This is a genomic window from Dryocola clanedunensis, from assembly GCF_038405435.1.
GTDB classification, from domain to species: domain Bacteria; phylum Pseudomonadota; class Gammaproteobacteria; order Enterobacterales; family Enterobacteriaceae; genus Dryocola; species Dryocola clanedunensis_A.
This window is the reverse complement of record NZ_JBBYHZ010000002.1, coordinates 69,910-86,518: the sequence shown is the minus strand read 5'-3', so window position 1 is coordinate 86,518 and position 16,609 is coordinate 69,910. Positions and strand designations below refer to the sequence as shown.

Annotated in this window: 15 protein-coding genes, 1 other RNA gene and 1 pseudogene; 6 read left to right on the top strand and 11 right to left on the bottom strand. The window is 51.3% G+C overall.

Features of this window, described 5'->3' with window-relative positions; all coding sequences use genetic code 11:
• Positions 1-98: 98 nt before the first annotated feature.
• Genes AAE045_RS04460 through nudI form a run of 3 tightly spaced genes read right to left on the bottom strand, consistent with a single transcriptional unit; the run spans position 99 to position 2,471 of the window.
• A complete protein-coding gene (locus tag AAE045_RS04460; RefSeq protein WP_455546648.1) occupies positions 99-722 on the bottom strand; it encodes a response regulator transcription factor in 624 nt (207 codons plus the stop codon).
• On the bottom strand, positions 719-2,041 hold the full coding sequence (locus tag AAE045_RS04455) for a sensor histidine kinase (protein ID WP_455546647.1): 1,323 nt from the start codon (positions 2,039-2,041) through the stop codon (positions 719-721). Before AAE045_RS04455 ends, AAE045_RS04460 begins: the two co-directional genes overlap by 4 nt.
• Before the next feature lie 4 nt (positions 2,042-2,045).
• On the bottom strand, positions 2,046-2,471 hold the full coding sequence (gene nudI / locus AAE045_RS04450; RefSeq protein ID WP_455546646.1) for a nucleoside triphosphatase NudI: 426 nt from the start codon (positions 2,469-2,471) through the stop codon (positions 2,046-2,048).
• 266 nt (positions 2,472-2,737) lie between these two features.
• Here nudI and AAE045_RS04445 point away from each other — a divergent pair.
• The 3 genes and pseudogenes from AAE045_RS04445 to AAE045_RS04435 all read left to right on the top strand — a co-directional run.
• Positions 2,738-3,055, top strand: a pseudogene (locus tag AAE045_RS04445) (type II toxin-antitoxin system RelE/ParE family toxin); the annotation flags it as partial.
• Positions 3,056-3,102: 47 nt separating this feature from the next.
• Positions 3,103-3,393, top strand: coding sequence for a NadS family protein (gene nadS / locus AAE045_RS04440; RefSeq protein WP_455546645.1), 291 nt, complete (start codon positions 3,103-3,105; stop codon positions 3,391-3,393).
• Between the two features lie 413 nt (positions 3,394-3,806).
• On the top strand, positions 3,807-4,244 hold the full coding sequence (locus AAE045_RS04435) for a hypothetical protein (RefSeq protein ID WP_455546644.1): 438 nt from the start codon (positions 3,807-3,809) through the stop codon (positions 4,242-4,244).
• A gap of 124 nt (positions 4,245-4,368) precedes the next feature.
• On the opposite strand, the gene menI is transcribed toward AAE045_RS04435, so the two are convergent.
• Together menI and ydiJ are read right to left on the bottom strand one after the other, a co-directional pair.
• Positions 4,369-4,779 (bottom strand): 1,4-dihydroxy-2-naphthoyl-CoA hydrolase, encoded by a 411-nt coding sequence (menI, locus tag AAE045_RS04430; protein WP_455546643.1) that lies wholly within the window; start codon positions 4,777-4,779, stop codon positions 4,369-4,371.
• Positions 4,776-7,832: a D-2-hydroxyglutarate dehydrogenase YdiJ gene (gene ydiJ / locus AAE045_RS04425; protein WP_455546642.1), complete on the bottom strand. Its 3,057-nt coding sequence runs from the start codon at positions 7,830-7,832 to the stop codon at positions 4,776-4,778. The genes menI and ydiJ overlap by 4 nt, the downstream gene beginning before the upstream one ends.
• Positions 7,833-8,037: 205 nt before the next feature.
• Between ydiJ and ydiK the strand changes: the two genes are divergently transcribed.
• Positions 8,038-9,156 carry an AI-2E family transporter YdiK gene (ydiK, locus tag AAE045_RS04420; RefSeq protein ID WP_455546641.1) on the top strand — a complete coding sequence of 373 codons (1,119 nt, stop codon included), beginning with the start codon at positions 8,038-8,040 and terminating at the stop codon, positions 9,154-9,156.
• 197 nt (positions 9,157-9,353) lie between these two features.
• Positions 9,354-9,461: antisense sRNA RprA (rprA, locus tag AAE045_RS04415), an RNA gene on the top strand.
• A 236-nt stretch (positions 9,462-9,697) separates the two neighbouring features.
• Here rprA and AAE045_RS04410 read toward each other — a convergent pair.
• From AAE045_RS04410 to AAE045_RS04400, 3 genes are all read right to left on the bottom strand, one after another.
• The gene (locus AAE045_RS04410; RefSeq protein ID WP_455546640.1) at positions 9,698-11,533 is read right to left on the bottom strand and encodes a hypothetical protein; all 1,836 of its coding nucleotides are present in this window, start codon (positions 11,531-11,533) and stop codon (positions 9,698-9,700) included.
• Positions 11,533-11,730: a sigma factor-like helix-turn-helix DNA-binding protein gene (locus AAE045_RS04405; protein WP_455546639.1), complete on the bottom strand. Its 198-nt coding sequence runs from the start codon at positions 11,728-11,730 to the stop codon at positions 11,533-11,535. The genes AAE045_RS04410 and AAE045_RS04405 overlap by 1 nt, the downstream gene beginning before the upstream one ends.
• Before the next feature lie 204 nt (positions 11,731-11,934).
• A complete protein-coding gene (locus AAE045_RS04400) occupies positions 11,935-12,510 on the bottom strand; it encodes a recombinase family protein (protein ID WP_455547162.1) in 576 nt (191 codons plus the stop codon).
• 388 nt (positions 12,511-12,898) lie between these two features.
• On the opposite strand from AAE045_RS04400, the gene AAE045_RS04395 reads away from it, so the two are divergent.
• Positions 12,899-13,285, top strand: a complete 387-nt coding sequence (locus AAE045_RS04395; protein WP_455546638.1) for a hypothetical protein — start codon at positions 12,899-12,901, stop codon at positions 13,283-13,285.
• A 333-nt stretch (positions 13,286-13,618) separates the two neighbouring features.
• Here the strand turns inward: AAE045_RS04395 and AAE045_RS04390 are convergent, their stop codons facing one another.
• The 3 genes from AAE045_RS04390 to rluB all read right to left on the bottom strand — a co-directional run bounded on the left by AAE045_RS04390 (position 13,619) and on the right by rluB (position 16,584).
• On the bottom strand, positions 13,619-14,053 hold the full coding sequence (locus AAE045_RS04390; RefSeq protein WP_455546637.1) for a hypothetical protein: 435 nt from the start codon (positions 14,051-14,053) through the stop codon (positions 13,619-13,621).
• A 213-nt stretch (positions 14,054-14,266) separates the two neighbouring features.
• A complete protein-coding gene (locus tag AAE045_RS04385) occupies positions 14,267-15,517 on the bottom strand; it encodes a tyrosine-type recombinase/integrase (protein ID WP_455546636.1) in 1,251 nt (416 codons plus the stop codon).
• Positions 15,518-15,702: 185 nt separating this feature from the next.
• Entirely contained in the window at positions 15,703-16,584 is an 882-nt protein-coding gene (gene rluB / locus AAE045_RS04380) for a 23S rRNA pseudouridine(2605) synthase RluB (protein ID WP_202308376.1), read from the bottom strand.
• Positions 16,585-16,609 lie beyond the last annotated feature (25 nt).

The window sequence follows — 16,609 nt, the reverse complement described above, 5'->3', positions numbered from 1 at the left end:
GTTTTTTCCCTTAACTCGGAAGATGGTTTACGTGAGTTAAGGTACCGAAACGCCGGGAGCGGCACTATTCGGACGAATACCAGGCGGACCAGGTAATTTTACGTAGTACCGTCCGGCCCCTGTAATCCGCCATAAATATTAATGAGCTTCGCCAGCGAGTTAATTTCCAGGCGGGCAAAAAGGCTGGCGCGATGGGCTTCAACCGTTCGCGGCGAGAGGTTGAGATCTTTTGCCATCTCTTTGTTGGATTTCCCCTGCATGATTAGCGCCATGACTTCCTGCTCACGGGCCGAGAGCGTGGCGAGCTTAGCCTGCAAATCAGCAAACTTCTCCCGTTCCTGTTCTTGCTGACGCTGCTGCTCAAGCGCTGCGCTCACGGTTTCTATCAGCAGGTCGGCGTCTACGGGCTTGGTCAGAAATTCAAACGCGCCGTTTTTGAACGCCCGGCGGCAGAGATCGATATTGCCATGCCCGGTCATCATGATAACGGGAAGGGAAAAGCCTTCCGGCAGGCCGCTCTCCAGCAGCGCCAGCCCCGATTTGCCCGGCATGCGGATATCCAGCAGCAGACAGCCGCTAAGGGAAGGCAAATCCCCTTCGCCCTGCTGAAAACTCTGCACGCTGTCATAGGCTTTCGTTTCCCAGCCCATGGTTGCCAGCAGGGCGCTCAGCGAAAGGCGAATAGCTTCGTCGTCATCAATAAGGTAAATGTACTGCGTCATGCTGTCTCCTGCCCGAGAAGGGGGAATGTCAGGGTAAAACAGGCTCCCCCGGTCGCGCTGTTTGCAGCCGCGATACTGCCGCCATACCTTTGCACCAGCGTCTCCGTCAGCGCCATCCCCAGGCCCAGGCCTTCTGCCCTGGTGGTGAAGAACGGCATAAACACCTGCAGCAGGCCCTGTTCGGACAGCCCTGGCCCGCCGTCAGTGATGCTGACAACCAGATTTTCATTGTGCTGCCCGGCGTCGATAGCCACCCACGCTTTACCGTCGGGCGTCCCCTGCTGCGCATAAATGGCGTTGCTGAGCAGATTGTGAAGGATTTGTTCAACGGCCAGCGGCGAGGCGCGCAGCTTCGGCAATTTTTCCGGCAGCCTGTTAATAATGGTTACCCGCCCTTTCGCCAGTTCATATTCCAGCAGCGTCACCACCCTCGCCCAGATCTCATTCAGGTCTACCGGCTGCAGAGCCTGCTCATCGCTGTTAATTTTTTCCTTCAGCGACGTTAACAACGCGCTGATGCGTTTTGTCTGCACCACCGAAGCGTCCAGCAGCGGCAGCGCTTTATCAGCCTTATCCTGGCCAATGAGCCGCTGCGCAGTTTGCGAATAGCTGAGGATGGCGGTCAGCGGCTGATTCAGCTCGTGGACCATCCCGGCGGCAATTTCTCCCATCGCGTTCAGACGGGATATTTCAGAGAAGTGCGCGCGCAGGTCTGCGATATTGCGCTGCCGTTTAGTGGCCTGATACTGGGTATAAAAGTAGATAACCGCAGCCCAGGTAAAGCCGAGCAGGATCATCAGCAGCCAGGGCATGTGCCGCCAGTCCGGGTTATTGGTAACCGCTAAATGAAGCGGCTGCGACGGGCTGTGAATGAGCTTATCCCAGCGCCACCAGTCACCCGTGCCTTTTTCCCCTCTCGTGATGAGATGCTTGTCCTGCCAGCGCAGGCTTAAGTGGTGAAAAGGCTGATTACGGATGACGTCTGCCAGCAAAGTCGGCAAATCGATAAGCAGCGAACCCTGCGGGGAGTTCAGCCAGTAGGTTCCCGGCCGGTCGGGGTTCAGGTCAGGCTTTGGCGGCTGATGCGGCTGCGTTTGCCAGCGTAAAATATAGGGAAATTTTTGCTGAACCTCAGCCGGATCGCTGCTGTTGGAGAGCAGCGAAAGAATAACGTCGTTTTGAGAGAGCTTCACGGTGATATCGCGGTACAGGATACGGAACTCCGCGCTCTGGTCTTCGTACTGCTGATGCAGGGAATAGACGACGATGCCGCCCCCTGAAAGCAGGGTCAGCAATAGCCAGATAAGCCCCTTGACCATCCTTTTACAGCCAGCCTTTCTGGATAAAGGTTTCCCGGGTCGCCTCATTCAAATCATAACGATGCAGGTCGGCGGGCTTCACCCAGGCAGTGTCCTGAAACTCTTCATTAAACGTCACCTGACGATTAGCGCTGACGCAGTCAAAAATCAGGTAAATCATGTAGATCTCTTCTTTACTGCCATCGGCGTAAGTTTTGATGCGCACGTCATCCCGGAAGGTCCAGGGCTGAACATGGGTGATATGCAGCGCTTCCCCAAGCTCTTCGGCTATCTCACGCCGCAGCGCCTGCTCAACGTTTTCCCCAGGCTCCATCCCGCCGCCCGACAGAGCCCACTGGCCGGGGAATACGCCCCGGTCGCCAGCCATCTTACAAAGCAGAATCTCACCGTTATTTTCAATAACAGGACAAACAATAACCCGCTGACGCATGTGACCTCCCGTGTCTTTTTGATGGTGTGACATTAGCAGATTTGGTGGCGGGCGTCGTGGGTGAGCACAGAGTGAAACGAATATTTGCGAGGCATTTTCCAGAGTTTATTCATGCGGTTGTTTTTTCATCTGAAATGAAAATAGAGTCCCACCCTCTGCAAAATCTGACCGTAACGCAAAGCACTACTAATCCGTACCGTGTACGAATAAACAGCTTGACGATCGCACGGGGTACGATTACAAATTGACCAGGGGAAGACTAACCAATGGAATGTTTCGAATTTATAGAGACGCCAACGTTCATCAGACAACGTGAAGATTTACTGGACGACGATACCTTTCAGGAATTGCAGACCTGGCTGATGAAGCGGCACCTGGACGGCGACATCATCAGGAACAACGGGGGCTGTCAGAAGTTACGCTGGTGCCGACCCGGAACAGGCAAACGGGGCGGTGTGCGGGTAATTTATTACTCTCTCACGCGCAGAGGCAGATTGTATCTGCTTACGCTCTATGCAAAAAACGATAAAGAAAATCTAAGCGAAGCGGAAAAGGCTCAGCTCAAACGGCTGACCCAGCAGATGGATGAGCTTCAGTTAAGAATACAGCCAGCCAATATGAGGTGCATGATATGGATAAACAACTTTTCAACGAGCTTGTACAAAGCATGGAAGAAATGGTGGCAATTGAGAAAGGGGAAATGCAGCCCGCCCGTGTCCATCGACACCCGCTACCGGACGTTAAAGCCCTGCGTGAGGCCACTGGACTGAAGCAGGATGAATTTGCCCGCGCCGTTGGCGTCAGCCCCTCTCTGGTGCAGAGCTGGGAGCAAAAACGCCGCTTTCCATCAGGCTCCGCGCTAAAAATACTGCTGTTGCTGGACCATAACCCGGCCATTATTAACGATCTGCTCGCAATATAATGGCAACGCCAGCCACTCTGCTTTGTTCTCCCTTATAGCCCACGGGCGAACAAAGCTAATTCATTGTAGTTATATTTCCCCAGCCATATATAAATCTGAACAGTCGTTTTTTCATTCTTTGCAAATTCGCAAAATAGTTTGCGAGGCACTTTCCAGACTCCCAAACCGCCGGTTTTCTTCCCCTCTGGATATAGATACAGTTTATCCGCACCTGCAAAATCAGGTGCCAGGATTGGCGTCCTGAACATTAATGAAGTTATACTCGCAGTTCGCTGATTTATGGTGGGCTGGATAGGGGCATCTGCAGATGCGCCGTTTCATTAGTGTCGGTACGCCAACCCTGTTCAGTCCGCCACCAGCGAACCTGGCGTTTCCTGTGGCGGTTTTGCAAAACACTAATGGAAACCGACACAATGAATGTGAATACTCTTTTCCCCATCCCGGTAGTTATAAATACCCATAACCTGGACGTAATCGATCTGGCCGAACGCTGTGAATTATTAGCCGATATATTAATCGACAGCGAAAGCCCAACGGAATGCGTCGTCCTCTGTAATCACCTGCACGCGCATCTGGAAGCATTAAAAGAAAATCTGGACAGGCCGCTGCCCGCTTCGCGTATTGAGCAACTATCAGTCGATCATCCCTCTGAATTCCCGCCTTCCCGGGAGTTTGCGGATTCCGATGATTTATGTGATTACAGCCAGGCGCTGGCACGCGTATTAAGTTGCCATGCATTACCGCGCCAGACGGCGCAGCAGCTAAGCGGGCTGTTAATGCGGCTGGTAAATACGCTGGTGGATGATTTAAAAACGCCGCGTTTCTTACGCGCCAAAGCACAGGTGGTTTGAGGGTTTTGTAGGGCTGATAAGCGACAAAGGGTTTGAGGACTTTGTAGGGCGGATAAGCGCAAGCGCCATCCGCCGAGTCTTCGCTTAAGGTGGATAACCAGTTATCCACCTTAATAAAAGCAGCCTAAACCACCGCCGTTGTGAGCCGGGAAGTACAGCAAAGCCGCCCTTCCTCGTCGCGGATTTCTATCTGCCAGACCTGGTGCCTGCGGCCAACGTGCACCGCCCTGCAAACTCCGCGCACTATGCCTTCACGCGCCGGGCGCAGATGGTTGGCGTTAACTTCCAGCCCGACGATGTGCTGTTCACCTTCGCAGCACAGGTAGCCCGCCACGGAGCCGAGCGTTTCCGCCAGTACTACGGAGGCGCCGCCGTGCAGCAGGCCGAACGGCTGCCGGGTACGGTTATCAACCGGCATGGTTGCTTCCAGTTCGTCATCGCCGATGCGCGTGAACTGAATGCCGACGTGCTCGACCATATTAGCGGCGCTCATGGCGTTGAGCGCTTCAAGTGTGACTTCACGTCGCCACATCATCCCATTATCTCCAGTAGTGCCTGTAGCGGATGGCGCACGCCATTGCCTTCAATGCGCTTAACCTGGCTGCGGCAGGAATAGCCGGTCGCCAGGCAGCGGCTTCGCGGCAGGCGCTGTATCGCCTGATGCCAGGACAGCTCGTAAATGCCCAGTGAGTTAGCGTGATTTTTCACCTCATGACCATATGTCCCCGCCATGCCGCAGCAGCCCACGCTGACATTTTCCAGCTTCGCGCCAAAGCGGGCGAAGATTGCCGCCCACTGGTTCGGTGCGGCTGGCAGCGCCGTCACTTCCGTACAGTGGCCAAACAGATACCAGGACTCTCCACCAACGGCAGCCGCTTCGCGCTCTGCAAGCACGCCCGGCAGCCACTCATGCACCAGCTGCACGTGGAAATCCCCGCGCTCTTCGCCCAGAGTTTGTTTGTACTCATCGCGATAGCAGAGCACCAGCGCCGGATCGACGCCGACCATCGGCATTCCCAGCTTCGCGATGCGGTTCAGGAAGTCCGAAGTTTTACGCGCCGTGCGGGCAAATTTTTGCAGGAAGCCTTTAATATGCTGCGCTTTCCCGTTCGGCGAGAACGGCAGCACAACAGGATCCAGGCCAAGTTTTTCAACCAGGCGGACGAAATCTGCGACTACCTGCGCATCGTAATAGCTGGTAAACGGATCCTGCACCACCAGCACGGTTTTAGCACGCTGCTCGGGAGTGAATTTCTCGAGCTGCTCAAGCGTGGTATTCGCTGAACGATGCCCAACCAGCCGGTGCTGCAGCGACGGCGTCGACAGCAGCGGTAAATCCACCATGCCGATATGCTTCTGCGACAGGTTGCGCACCCAGGGCTGGCTCATAAAGAAGTTGAAGGTTTTCGGCGCGCGGGCCATCAGCGGTGCGTAGCTCTCTACCGTTGCGACAAGGTGGTCACGCATCGGGCGCAGATAGCGGGTGTGATAAAGCTGCAGGAACCGCGAACGAAATTCCGGCACGTCGATTTTAATCGGGCACTGCGTGGAGCAGGCTTTGCACGCCAGGCAGCCGGACATCGCCTCTTTTACTTCGTGCGAGAAATCATATTCGCCTTTACGGGCATGCCAGGTGTTGCGGGAGCGCTCGATCAGTCCGCGCAGGCTGGCCCGGTGCTGCGGCAGCTGTTTTTCCAGCGCCTCCGGGTCAACGCCACGATCGGCAAGCAGGCGCAGCCACTCACGCGTCAGCGTGGCACGCCCTTTCGGGGAGTGAATGCGGTTGCTGGTGATCTTCATCGACGGGCACATCGGGCTGTTTACGTCGAAGTTAAAGCACAGCCCGTTGCCGTTACACTCCATCGCGCCGCGCCAGGAGGTGCGTACCGCAATCGGGATTTGCCTGTCGAAGGTGCCGCGCTTAACCGCATCTACCTGCATCATCGGGTCGTCCACGCCGAGAGGCGGGCAGATTTTACCGGGGTTCAGACGGTTGTCCGGATCAAAGGCAGCTTTGATACGCCTTAATTCTTCGTAGAGCGTTTCACCGAAGAACGCCGGGCTGTACTCTGCACGGAAGCCTTTCCCGTGCTCGCCCCACAGCAGGCCGCCGTATTTTGCGGTTAATGCCACCACGTCGTCTGAGATGCGCTTCATCAGCACTTCCTGATGCGGGTCGCACATATCCAGCGCCGGGCGCACGTGCAGCACGCCTGCGTCAACGTGGCCGAACATGCCGTAGCTAAGATTATGGCCGTCAAGCAGCGCGCGAAATTCAGCGATGTAATCTGCCAGGTGTTGCGGCGGCACGCAGGTGTCTTCCGCGAAAGGAATCGGCTTCGCCTGCCCCTTAGCGTTACCCAAAAGGCCGACGGCTTTCTTACGCATGCCGTAGATGCGCTCAATGCCGGCCAGTTCGCTGCAAATCTGCCAGCCAATGACCCCACCCTCGCCCGCAGCTATCAGTGAATCAAGCCGTTCGCACAGCGAGGCAACCTGCCCTTCAATCAGTTCGAGATCGTCACCGGCAAATTCGACGATATTCAGGCCGAGCATCTCTTTGTCCGGCACGTCGGTAATCAGTTCGCTGACGGAGTGCCAGACGATATCTTCCCGCGCCAGGTTCAGCACCTTTGAATCTACCGTTTCGACGGAAAGCGCGCGGGCTTCGACCATAAAGGGAGCGTTACGCAGCGCAGAATCGAAAGAGTCGTATTTTATGTTCACCAGGCGGCGGACTTTTGGAATACGGGTGATATCCAGCTTCGCTTCGGTGATAAACGCCAGCGTGCCTTCGGAGCCGGTAAGAATGCGCGTAAGGTCGAACCGGGAGAGATCGTCGTTAAAGACGTGGCGCAGGTCGTAGCCGGTGAGGAATCGATTGAGCTTCGGAAACTTATCGAGGATTAACTGGCGCTGCTCGCGGCAGCGCTCGTAGACCGTGCTGTAGATTCGGCCAATCGACGTATCATCACGTCCCAAATCTTCCGCCAGCGCGCTGGACATCTGATGCGTGTCCAGAATATCTCCGCCCAGCAGCACGGCCCGCACGCCCATAACATGATCGGAAGTTTTGCCGTAAACCAGCGAGCCCTGCCCGGAGGCATCCGTGTTAATCATCCCGCCAAGCGTTGCGCGGTTGCTGGTTGAAAGTTCGGGGGCGAAGAAGTAACCGAATGGTTTCAGATATTGATTGAGCTGATCTTTGATTACCCCCGCTTCCACACGCACCCACCCCTGTTCCGGGTTGATTTCAATAATGCGATTCATATAGCGGGACATATCAACGACGATGCCTTTATTCAGGGCCTGCCCGTTGGTACCGGTGCCGCCGCCGCGCGGGGTAAAAATCAGCGACTTGAAGCGTTCTTCAGAGGCCAGACGGGCCAGAAGCGCCACGTCCGCCGTTGAACGAGGGAATAACACCGCATCCGGCAGCAGCTGATAAATGCTGTTATCCGTTGCCATCGTGAGCCGGTCGGCGTAGTTGGTGGCGGTGTCGCCGGTAAAGCCCTGCTGCTCCAGCGCCTGCAAAAAATTGAGCACCAGCTGAACGAGACCCGGTGCCTGAGAAATTTGTGGGATCATTGACTGTCGACCCTTCCTGACGTTATGTAAGTTGTGAGTTATCGTTTGCGTGTACTTCCTCTCGTTTTTAACACATTTTTTTCGGACACGCCTGCCTGTTTTGCTCCTGTCAAAAATCAAGGAAATACATCATCATTAAGGCATCCGCTTTGCGGTTTTGACGCAGGCACCGTGCCCATCGTCTTTTTTTAAGGTGATTCTTTCTATGGTCAAAGTCAGTCAACCGAAGGATCTGCTACAGATCCTCCTGTCGGTGCTGTTTATTTCGGTGATGATAATCGCCTGTTTGTGGATTGTTCGTCCCTTTGTGCTTGGGTTTGCGTGGGCTGGCACCGTTGTAATGGCGACCTGGCCGCTGATGCTTAAAATCCAGCGTCTGATGTGGGGCAAGCGCTCTCTTGCCGTTCTGGTCATGACCCTGCTGCTGCTGATGCTGTTCATTATCCCCGTTGCCCTGCTGGTGAATAGCCTGGTGGATAACAGCGGCGTGGTTATTGACTGGGTATCCAAAGGCAATATGGCCCTGCCTAAATTTGAGTGGCTGCACTCGATCCCTATGGTTGGCGACAAACTTTACGCTGGCTGGAACGCGCTGGTCGACAGCGGCGGCAGCGCGATTATGGCGAAGGTTCGTCCGTACATCGGCGCAACGACCACCTGGTTCCTTGGCCAGGCGGTACATTTTGGCAGCTTCGTGATGCACTGCGGCCTGATGCTGCTGTTCAGCGTTGTGCTGTATGCGAAGGGTGAAACGCTGGGTAACGGCATCCGCCACTTTGCGTTTCGTCTGGCCGGGCAGCGCGGGGACGCCGCTGTTCTGCTGGCTGGGCAGGCTATCCGCGCCGTTGCGCTGGGCGTAGTGGTAACCGCGCTGGTTCAGTCGGTGCTGGGAGGGTTTGGCCTGGCGATTGCGGGTATTCCTAACGCCACGCTGCTCACCGTGGTGATGCTGCTGTGCTGCCTGGTGCAGATCGGGCCGCTGCTGGTGCTGGTGCCGTCTATTGCCTGGCTTTACTGGACCGGTGATACCACCTGGGGCACCGTACTGCTGGTGTGGAGCTGCGTGGTGGGCACCATGGATAACTTTATCCGCCCGGTGCTTATCCGCATGGGTGCCGATTTGCCGATGATTCTTATCCTCTCCGGGGTTATCGGCGGGCTGATTGCCTTTGGCATGATCGGCCTGTTTATCGGCCCGGTGCTGCTGGCCGTCTCCTACCGCCTGATTTCAGTGTGGATGCACGAAGCGCCGCAGCCGCTGGACGACCCGAACGAGGTAGTCGAACTGCTGGAAGAGCACGAAGGCGAAACGCTGGCGAAGTAAAACCTCTGCTCCTCCACGCCCGTGGGGGAGCCATCTTCTTAATGATTAACAATGCTAATCAATACCCCCGCTTTTCCCGGCTTTCTTGCCCCTTGAGTTTGCAAATCCTTCGTTCTGTGACGCTAATCGATAACCTGTTATTAACTATTGAGACGAATCCGAGAGACTCGGTAAACGAGGATGCCTACTATTATCACACGGTTATGAATCAACGCATTGATTTATAAGCATGGAAATCCCCTGAGTGAAACAACGAATTGCTGTGTGTAGTCTTTGCCCATCTCTTACGGTGGGCTTTTTTTTCGCTTAAAACCAGTCACTTAGGTATTATCCCAAAATGCACATTGCACTACTTGTGTACAACCTGTGTATTTCAGAGCCATCAATAATACCTTCTCCACCTTCAAAATCAAAGAGATGAAGTGTGTATTACCTGCCTGAATGTGTGTCTATCTTGACCCCATCCCAATCAAATGTTCAAGCAGAGAATAGCCCGTTAGCACGGGCTTAAACGGTAAGGAAACAGCAGTAACTGATTAGATTAAAACGGGCTTATCCAACTCTGGAACTCTCGACTTTTCAGGCTAGTCAATACCATCAGCTCGGACGGCTCCTCAATCACTGGGTCGCCCTGATACTGGTTCAACCTGGCAATGTATTCGCCCGAAGCACGTTCAATATCAGACGCACTACATTTACCTTTCAACATTCCATCAAGCCAACCGGATGCATTCGACAGGGCATTGTTTACGTTCATCAACCGATTGTGAATGTCTTTTTCTTTCAGCCAGTTGACGCACAACCGACATTGATAGTTGAATGATGATTCCCCTTGCTGGTGGCCTTCAATCTCGGTATTTGATGGCAGATTTTCACGATATGCACGTACACCGTCCATCAACTCCAGCATCTGCTCGGTGATGTTGCCAATTCTACGCTGCTGGTCTTCTTGCCATTCACGGTATGAACGACGGACATATTCAGCGTTACGCCCTTCACGAACATCAACCACCTCAGCAGGCCTGTTTAAATCCAGAGGAGAATATTGCTCGTCATAAGTTGGTCTGGCTTTCCATCCACATAACCAGTGACGACCATCAACCCCAACCTCACAGCCCCAACTTTCGTTCGCTGCAATCTCGCTTAACAGTGGATGAGTAAAGCCCTGAATATCTCGCTTCGGATTTGCCAGAACATCCCTTGCCCACATCAACACGGCCTGCTTAACCAGAGCAACGGAGGTAAGGAAACTGCAATAACTATCATCATCCATTGAGGATTTCGACACGGTACTATCAACACAGTCCATCAACTGACTCATCGTGTTATGCACCACCCGGACACGAGCATTCACACCGTGCAAGGCCTCCTCAATCAACCCTCCTTCGGATTGCCACATATCAACGCCAGCCTTGCCATTTTTCAAAGCAATGTTGCTCATTCGATTTTGCAGCTTCTCCAGACGCAACGACATATCGTCATATAAAGATTGCCAATCGGCCTCATCAGCATTCGCCAGTTCATCCACAATCGACGCAAGCAACGGAGACATAGCAACATAATGTTGTTCGTTATTATCGCTTTCTCGCTGCTTCTGGTTCGATTTCTGGGCCTTACTCATAGCAGACCAGCCCATTCGTTCTTGCCACAATTTCCCAGCATTGTAGCTGTCAACACTGCTTACAATATCGCCAACCCAAATCACCTGTTCACTTGACCAGTTATCGGGCAACTCGTCCCCTTGCTGTCGATTTTCATCACGACGAACGAGATAGAGATTGGATGCAATGGCCTTGCCTCGCCATTCACTTTCACCACCAGAAGCAGGAAATTTATGGCCTAACTCCCATACAACGCCAGACCCATTATCGGCCTCGATTTTATTGAACCGGTCAATCTTCGCCACCAGCGCCCTGACCTCGTAATACTCACCAATGGAAGTTGGGGCAACATCAATAGCACCAGACCTGTCGATGGAATTAATGATGAATTTATTGGCTTGCGTTTTCAGCTTCTGGTGCAAGCGGTTTACTTGAGTGGTGGCGATTTTTTCAGATGCTTTTGCGAGCGAACAGGCGTAACAAGCCCCCACTTTAGCCCCAAAAACAGCATCAGATAGACGCTCGGTAGAACCACAGTTACGGCATCGCTTACCATGATAAATAGATGTTCCATCAGCTTTAACCTCCAATGTTTCAATAATAGATTTCGGTGTCCGACCAGCCTTATACATGCACCAGACACAGCCATTTTTAACCCCGGACTGCTTCGCATAGTAGTGATTACATTCGCCACATTTCGGACAAGCGTCACGCTCCAGCAGAGTCGTACCCCTCCCCTTAATCTCAGCGATTAATTGCTTCACCGTCATCGTCATTACACCACCTCCAGAGGTAAGGAAACTGCATTAACTACGTCGCAGCCTCGATGCCAATGACGTTTCACTGTTCGAACGCTGACTGCCATCATTTCGGCAATCTGCCGTTGGTTCCAGCCCTTGCCTTTCAGTTCCAGCACTCGGTCAGTTGTCTCGATGGCGAAGGGACGACCCACCTGTTTTGTCTTGTTTTCCATAATCATATCTCCTTGTTATGGTTAATTAATGTCACCCTGTAGGTACTAATTGATGTCACCTTCAGGTACGATTCCACATTGTTAAAGAACAAAAAAAAGCCAGCCCTGCACGAGTAAATTTCTCATGCTGGTAGCTGACTTTTTGCTTTCAATTCAATTTAGGGTGGCAGACTATACTCGCCAATTTCCGAAACGCAATGCCTTTTACAAACTGTTTTTATTCCAATGACGCTTAACTGTAGCTATACCAATACTTAACTGTTTTGCAGCCTGACTCTGGCTCATGCCGTCAGACTTGCATTGCTGCACTTTGCTGGTGGTATCGGTCGCAATAGGCCTACCGAGTTTTTTGCCCTCAGCTTTGGCCCGCTCAATCCCTTCACGGGTACGCTCTGCAATCCGGTTACGTTCAAACTCAGCGAAAGCAGAGAACATTTGCAACATCAGTCTTCCCTCACTGCTACTTAAATCCTGAACGGGTAAATCGAGACAACGGATATGTATGCCACGCTCCACCAGCATTGATATAGTTTGCTGTACGTCAATGTTGTCACGACCCAGACGGTCAAGTTTCAGAACAACCAATTCATCACCAGATTCCAGACGGTCAATCAACCTTCCCCAGTCAGGACGGTCAGACGCTTTCACCTTGCCACTGATAGTCTCACTCACCACTCGATGTTGCTGAATGTCATAGCCAGCCTGACGGATTGCATGTATTTGGTTTTCTGTTGTTTGCTCAGAGGTGGATACACGGCAATAGGCAAAGGTACGCATCATCATTTCTCATTCGGAGGTAAGGAAACTGCACTAACTTGTTAGACACAGCAATTGGCATCACTTAATGTATCATCAACAATGAAGGGTATCAATAACTTTGAACTTACAATAGATGATACCAACATGAAGGGGTTACAACTGGCATCATAAAACGAGCGTTTGTTGATACTAGCTCAAAGGGGGAGGCAATCCATGAGGGCTTTAGTTTGAATTACCGGGGGTTGTGTATACCCTTTACGTGCTAACAGAAAGAGAAGCAGTTAAAGAATCAATTTCAAAAAACAACATAATATCTCGAGTGTGTTTAGCAGCAATTGCTTAATACTGATACAGCTCCATGATTTAAGATGTAAACTATTTCACATTTCAATCAGAATAATGATACATAATGAACCGATTAATAATAGTGATTATTGCCTGCGTTGCCATTAACGGTTGTGATGATTCAAATCACATAGCGGATGGAGCAAAATATCAAACCAGTGCAAATGGTCTTACAACCTTCAAGTATGCAGGCCACAATCTCGTTGAACACAACGTTGAGACTAATGGTCGTGAAGAAACTTTAGTTTACATCCCAACAAGCAACCCGAATGTCTACTTAAGCCCCGCATCAATCTTGAATAAAGAGTGTTCACTAATTGATGTTAGCAATCCAGATGTTATTCGCGAGTATGTTGACTTTGGATTTGATACTGAAAAGGATTGGCATTGTTCTCTTGATGTTAACAAGAAAGATAACGGCTACCCGAACCTGATATATCGAATTGAATGATGCGAAAATTATCGTCAAATCTATCTACTGTGCTCCAGCAATAGATACAGCCCTGACCGCAGCGCATCGTTAACCTTTCAACAACTTAACAGACATCAACCAGACGCAAAAAAACAAGATTTCCGACAAAAACTCAGTAAGGAAACTGCATTAACTGCCCGCCTCCCGCTTCCCCTTTTTGGGGAAAATTGATTTCTGGCGGGAGGTGGACACGGTAATTTCTGAAATGAAAAAAAGTGACATAAATGCTGGTGGCTTTCCATGTCAACGGAAACGACGCATCGTTTCAACGGGTGGTTAACGGTTATCAGTAGCACCGTATCATCCACAATTTTACTCTGCATCGATATTACGGCTTTTCAGACGTGCCATCATAGTCCTGTGTTTAGATGCTGAAATGCCTGATAAAATTTCGTCTTTTGCTTCGTCAATGTCGTCTTTTATCCATGGAATACGTTCAACTTTTTCGTAAATCGCCTGTTGATTGCTGATAATGACATCAATGTTTTTCAAATCCCTCCTTAACCCTTCAAGTGATTGATTAATCTCCCATAGGTCAAAATCCTTGACAGTTTGCTCCATCGCTTCGCAGGACGATATCACCTCCCGCGAAAGTGACATGGCTTTGTTGAGATTCGCTGCATGCGAGTTAAACGCTTCTCTCTGATAGTCGATTAGCTTTTTATCAGCGTTGCGTGAACCTAGTTTATAAGATGCAACCAGTGACAATACCCAGAAAAAACCGAGCAGGAGTAAGAAGGTATCCATAACATGCCCTAACGTTAGATTAATAGTAGGAAAAACAATACGCGCTTAAGATTTTGACCCTGCATAGTAAAAAGCATCGGCAAAGATTGCTTGATGAATACTGCTTTCATTTATTTATTATTGGACGCCAAAAACATTGACGCCCCAAAAAAACCTCATAAGCAATTGTATTTATTCACTTCAATATGACTTTCGAAATATTGCTGCCCATAATTAAACAATTCCCGTCATATCAAGAGCGACTTTCATCTGTATCAATGGGTCACGAGTAACATAAACTCGGTCTGTCATGTTTGCTTGCGTGTGGCCTAAAATGTAAGCCCTAATGGAGTCAGTAGCATTGGTATCACGCAGACGGTTAGACAGGCTGTGACGGAAGCAGTGTGTAGAACGCTTTAGACCAATCAGCTTAAACGCCCTGCTCACCCTGTCCATAGTCCTGTTATCACCATATTTCATAACAGGCTTATCTTCCCAAGCCCCAAGAGCCAGTAAAGCTTCGTTCAGCGGAATATTTCTGATTGAGCTTTCATTCTTAACGGTTTTGCCATTGTCATTGTTAATACTGATGCACTTAATACCCTCAATTTCACGATAGTCAGCTTTAGTAAGCTGGGAAAGCTCAGACACACGTAGGCCACAGTGGTAGAACAAATGCATAGCCCATGATGTTTGCAGGTCGTTTCGTGTAGCGCTCTGTTCCATAGCTGCATTGAACTGGGCTGGAGTAACCTCTTCCTTCTTGTGGACAACGCTCACTTTTTTGTACATCAGGCCGGTGATTGGATTTTTATCCCGCCACTCCTTCACCTCAACAATAAACTTAAACATGCTCCCCAAACGAGTCAGTATTTTCTGTTTAGTGTTCGGGGCAAGTCCTTGTTCATCCATGTATTGTTTGAATGAAACGAGGTTCTCTTTGGTCACGCTTTCCACTGATACTATTGAACATGCCGCACACCAGACAATAAATCTGTCAATGCACGAGCTATAGTCTTTGATGGTTTTAACCGTCCACGCCCCGATAAAGTCACCCGTATGCGCATCAAAGTAGGTGGATTTAGCCTCTTCCAGAGAATGAACATCGGCTTGCTCCAGTTCACCTTGTAAGACGATTTGAGCGATTCTGTCATTCACGTTGGATGATTGCGTAGCTTGAGGTGAGATAGTGCCTTGTGGGGCTTCCTGTGAACCAGTTCCAGCAACGAGTGCCTGTAAAATTTTAAGCTTTTCATTCCGAATTATTTCATCACGGTATGATTTCAGTGCTTCACGAACTGCTCCAAACTCAATTTTCAGCAATTCCAATTGCATGAATCTCATGGTCATGGATGCACTACGACGAGAAGCTTCAACCACATCTTTGGTCTGAAGAGCTATTGAGAGTGTATTTTTGTCATAACGCTTACGCCAAATGTAGCCAGCCTTCGCTGTGTACGACGTGTGTTCTACTAGTGTATTCATCGCCAAGCCTCGTGATTTCTAGGATTATTGTAGAACCCGCATGGAATCTGGCTTTAGGCGATAGTGCTTACTCTTAAAAATGTATCACCAGAAATTTTGCCCATCTCAACGATGGGCTTTTTTTTCGTCTGAATTCAGGCCAAAAAAAACCCCTCAGCGAGGGGTTTTGTTGTTTTTGCACCGCGTTAACCGTTGCGGCCACCGGAGCGACGTCCGCCGGTCGTAACCTGCGTATGGCGTTTAACAGCACGGCGGATCTGATTTGCCTTCATACGGCGACGGTCTTTTTCGACCGCTACTTTGCTTGCCGTTTCAGCAGGCAGCTCCACCAGCGTACGCAGATAGTTAGTCTGTGCCAGATCCAGCTCGGTGTAACCACCGCGTGGTAAGCCTTTCGGCAGCTGAATGTCACCGTAGCGAACGCGGATCAGGCGGCTAACCTGCACGCCAACCGCTTCCCACAGGCGACGAACCTCACGGTTACGGCCTTCGGTCAGGGTCACGTTGTACCACTGGTTGATGCCTTCACCGCCGGTGAATTTGATGGTTTTGAATGCTGCCGGACCGTCTTCCAGCTGAACGCCAAGGCCCAGCTGCTTCACTTTATCGTCATCAATCTGGCCAAACACGCGCACGGCGTATTCGCGCTCAACTTCACGGCTTGGGTGCATCAGGCGGTTCGCCAGCTCACCGTCGGTGGTGAACAGCAGCAGGCCGCAGGTATTCACGTCCAGACGACCTACGGCAATCCAGCGCGCGCCGCGCAGCTTAGGCAGACGGTCAAACACGGTAGGACGGCCTTCCGGGTCGTTGCGGGTACACAGTTCGCCTTCCGGCTTGTAGTAAGCCAGCACGCGGCAAATCTGATCCGCGGACTCTTTAATAGAGATCAGGTGGCCATCGATACGGATCTTCAGGGCCTGAGTCACTTCCACACGGTCGCCCAGGGTGGCAATTTTGCCATCCACGCTGACGCGGCCTGCGGAGATAATGGTTTCGATTTCACGGCGTGAACCGTGGCCGGCGCGAGCCAGGACTTTTTGTAACTTTTCGCTCTTATCGCTCATTGAGCTTCCTCGGGTGTCGCCTTCA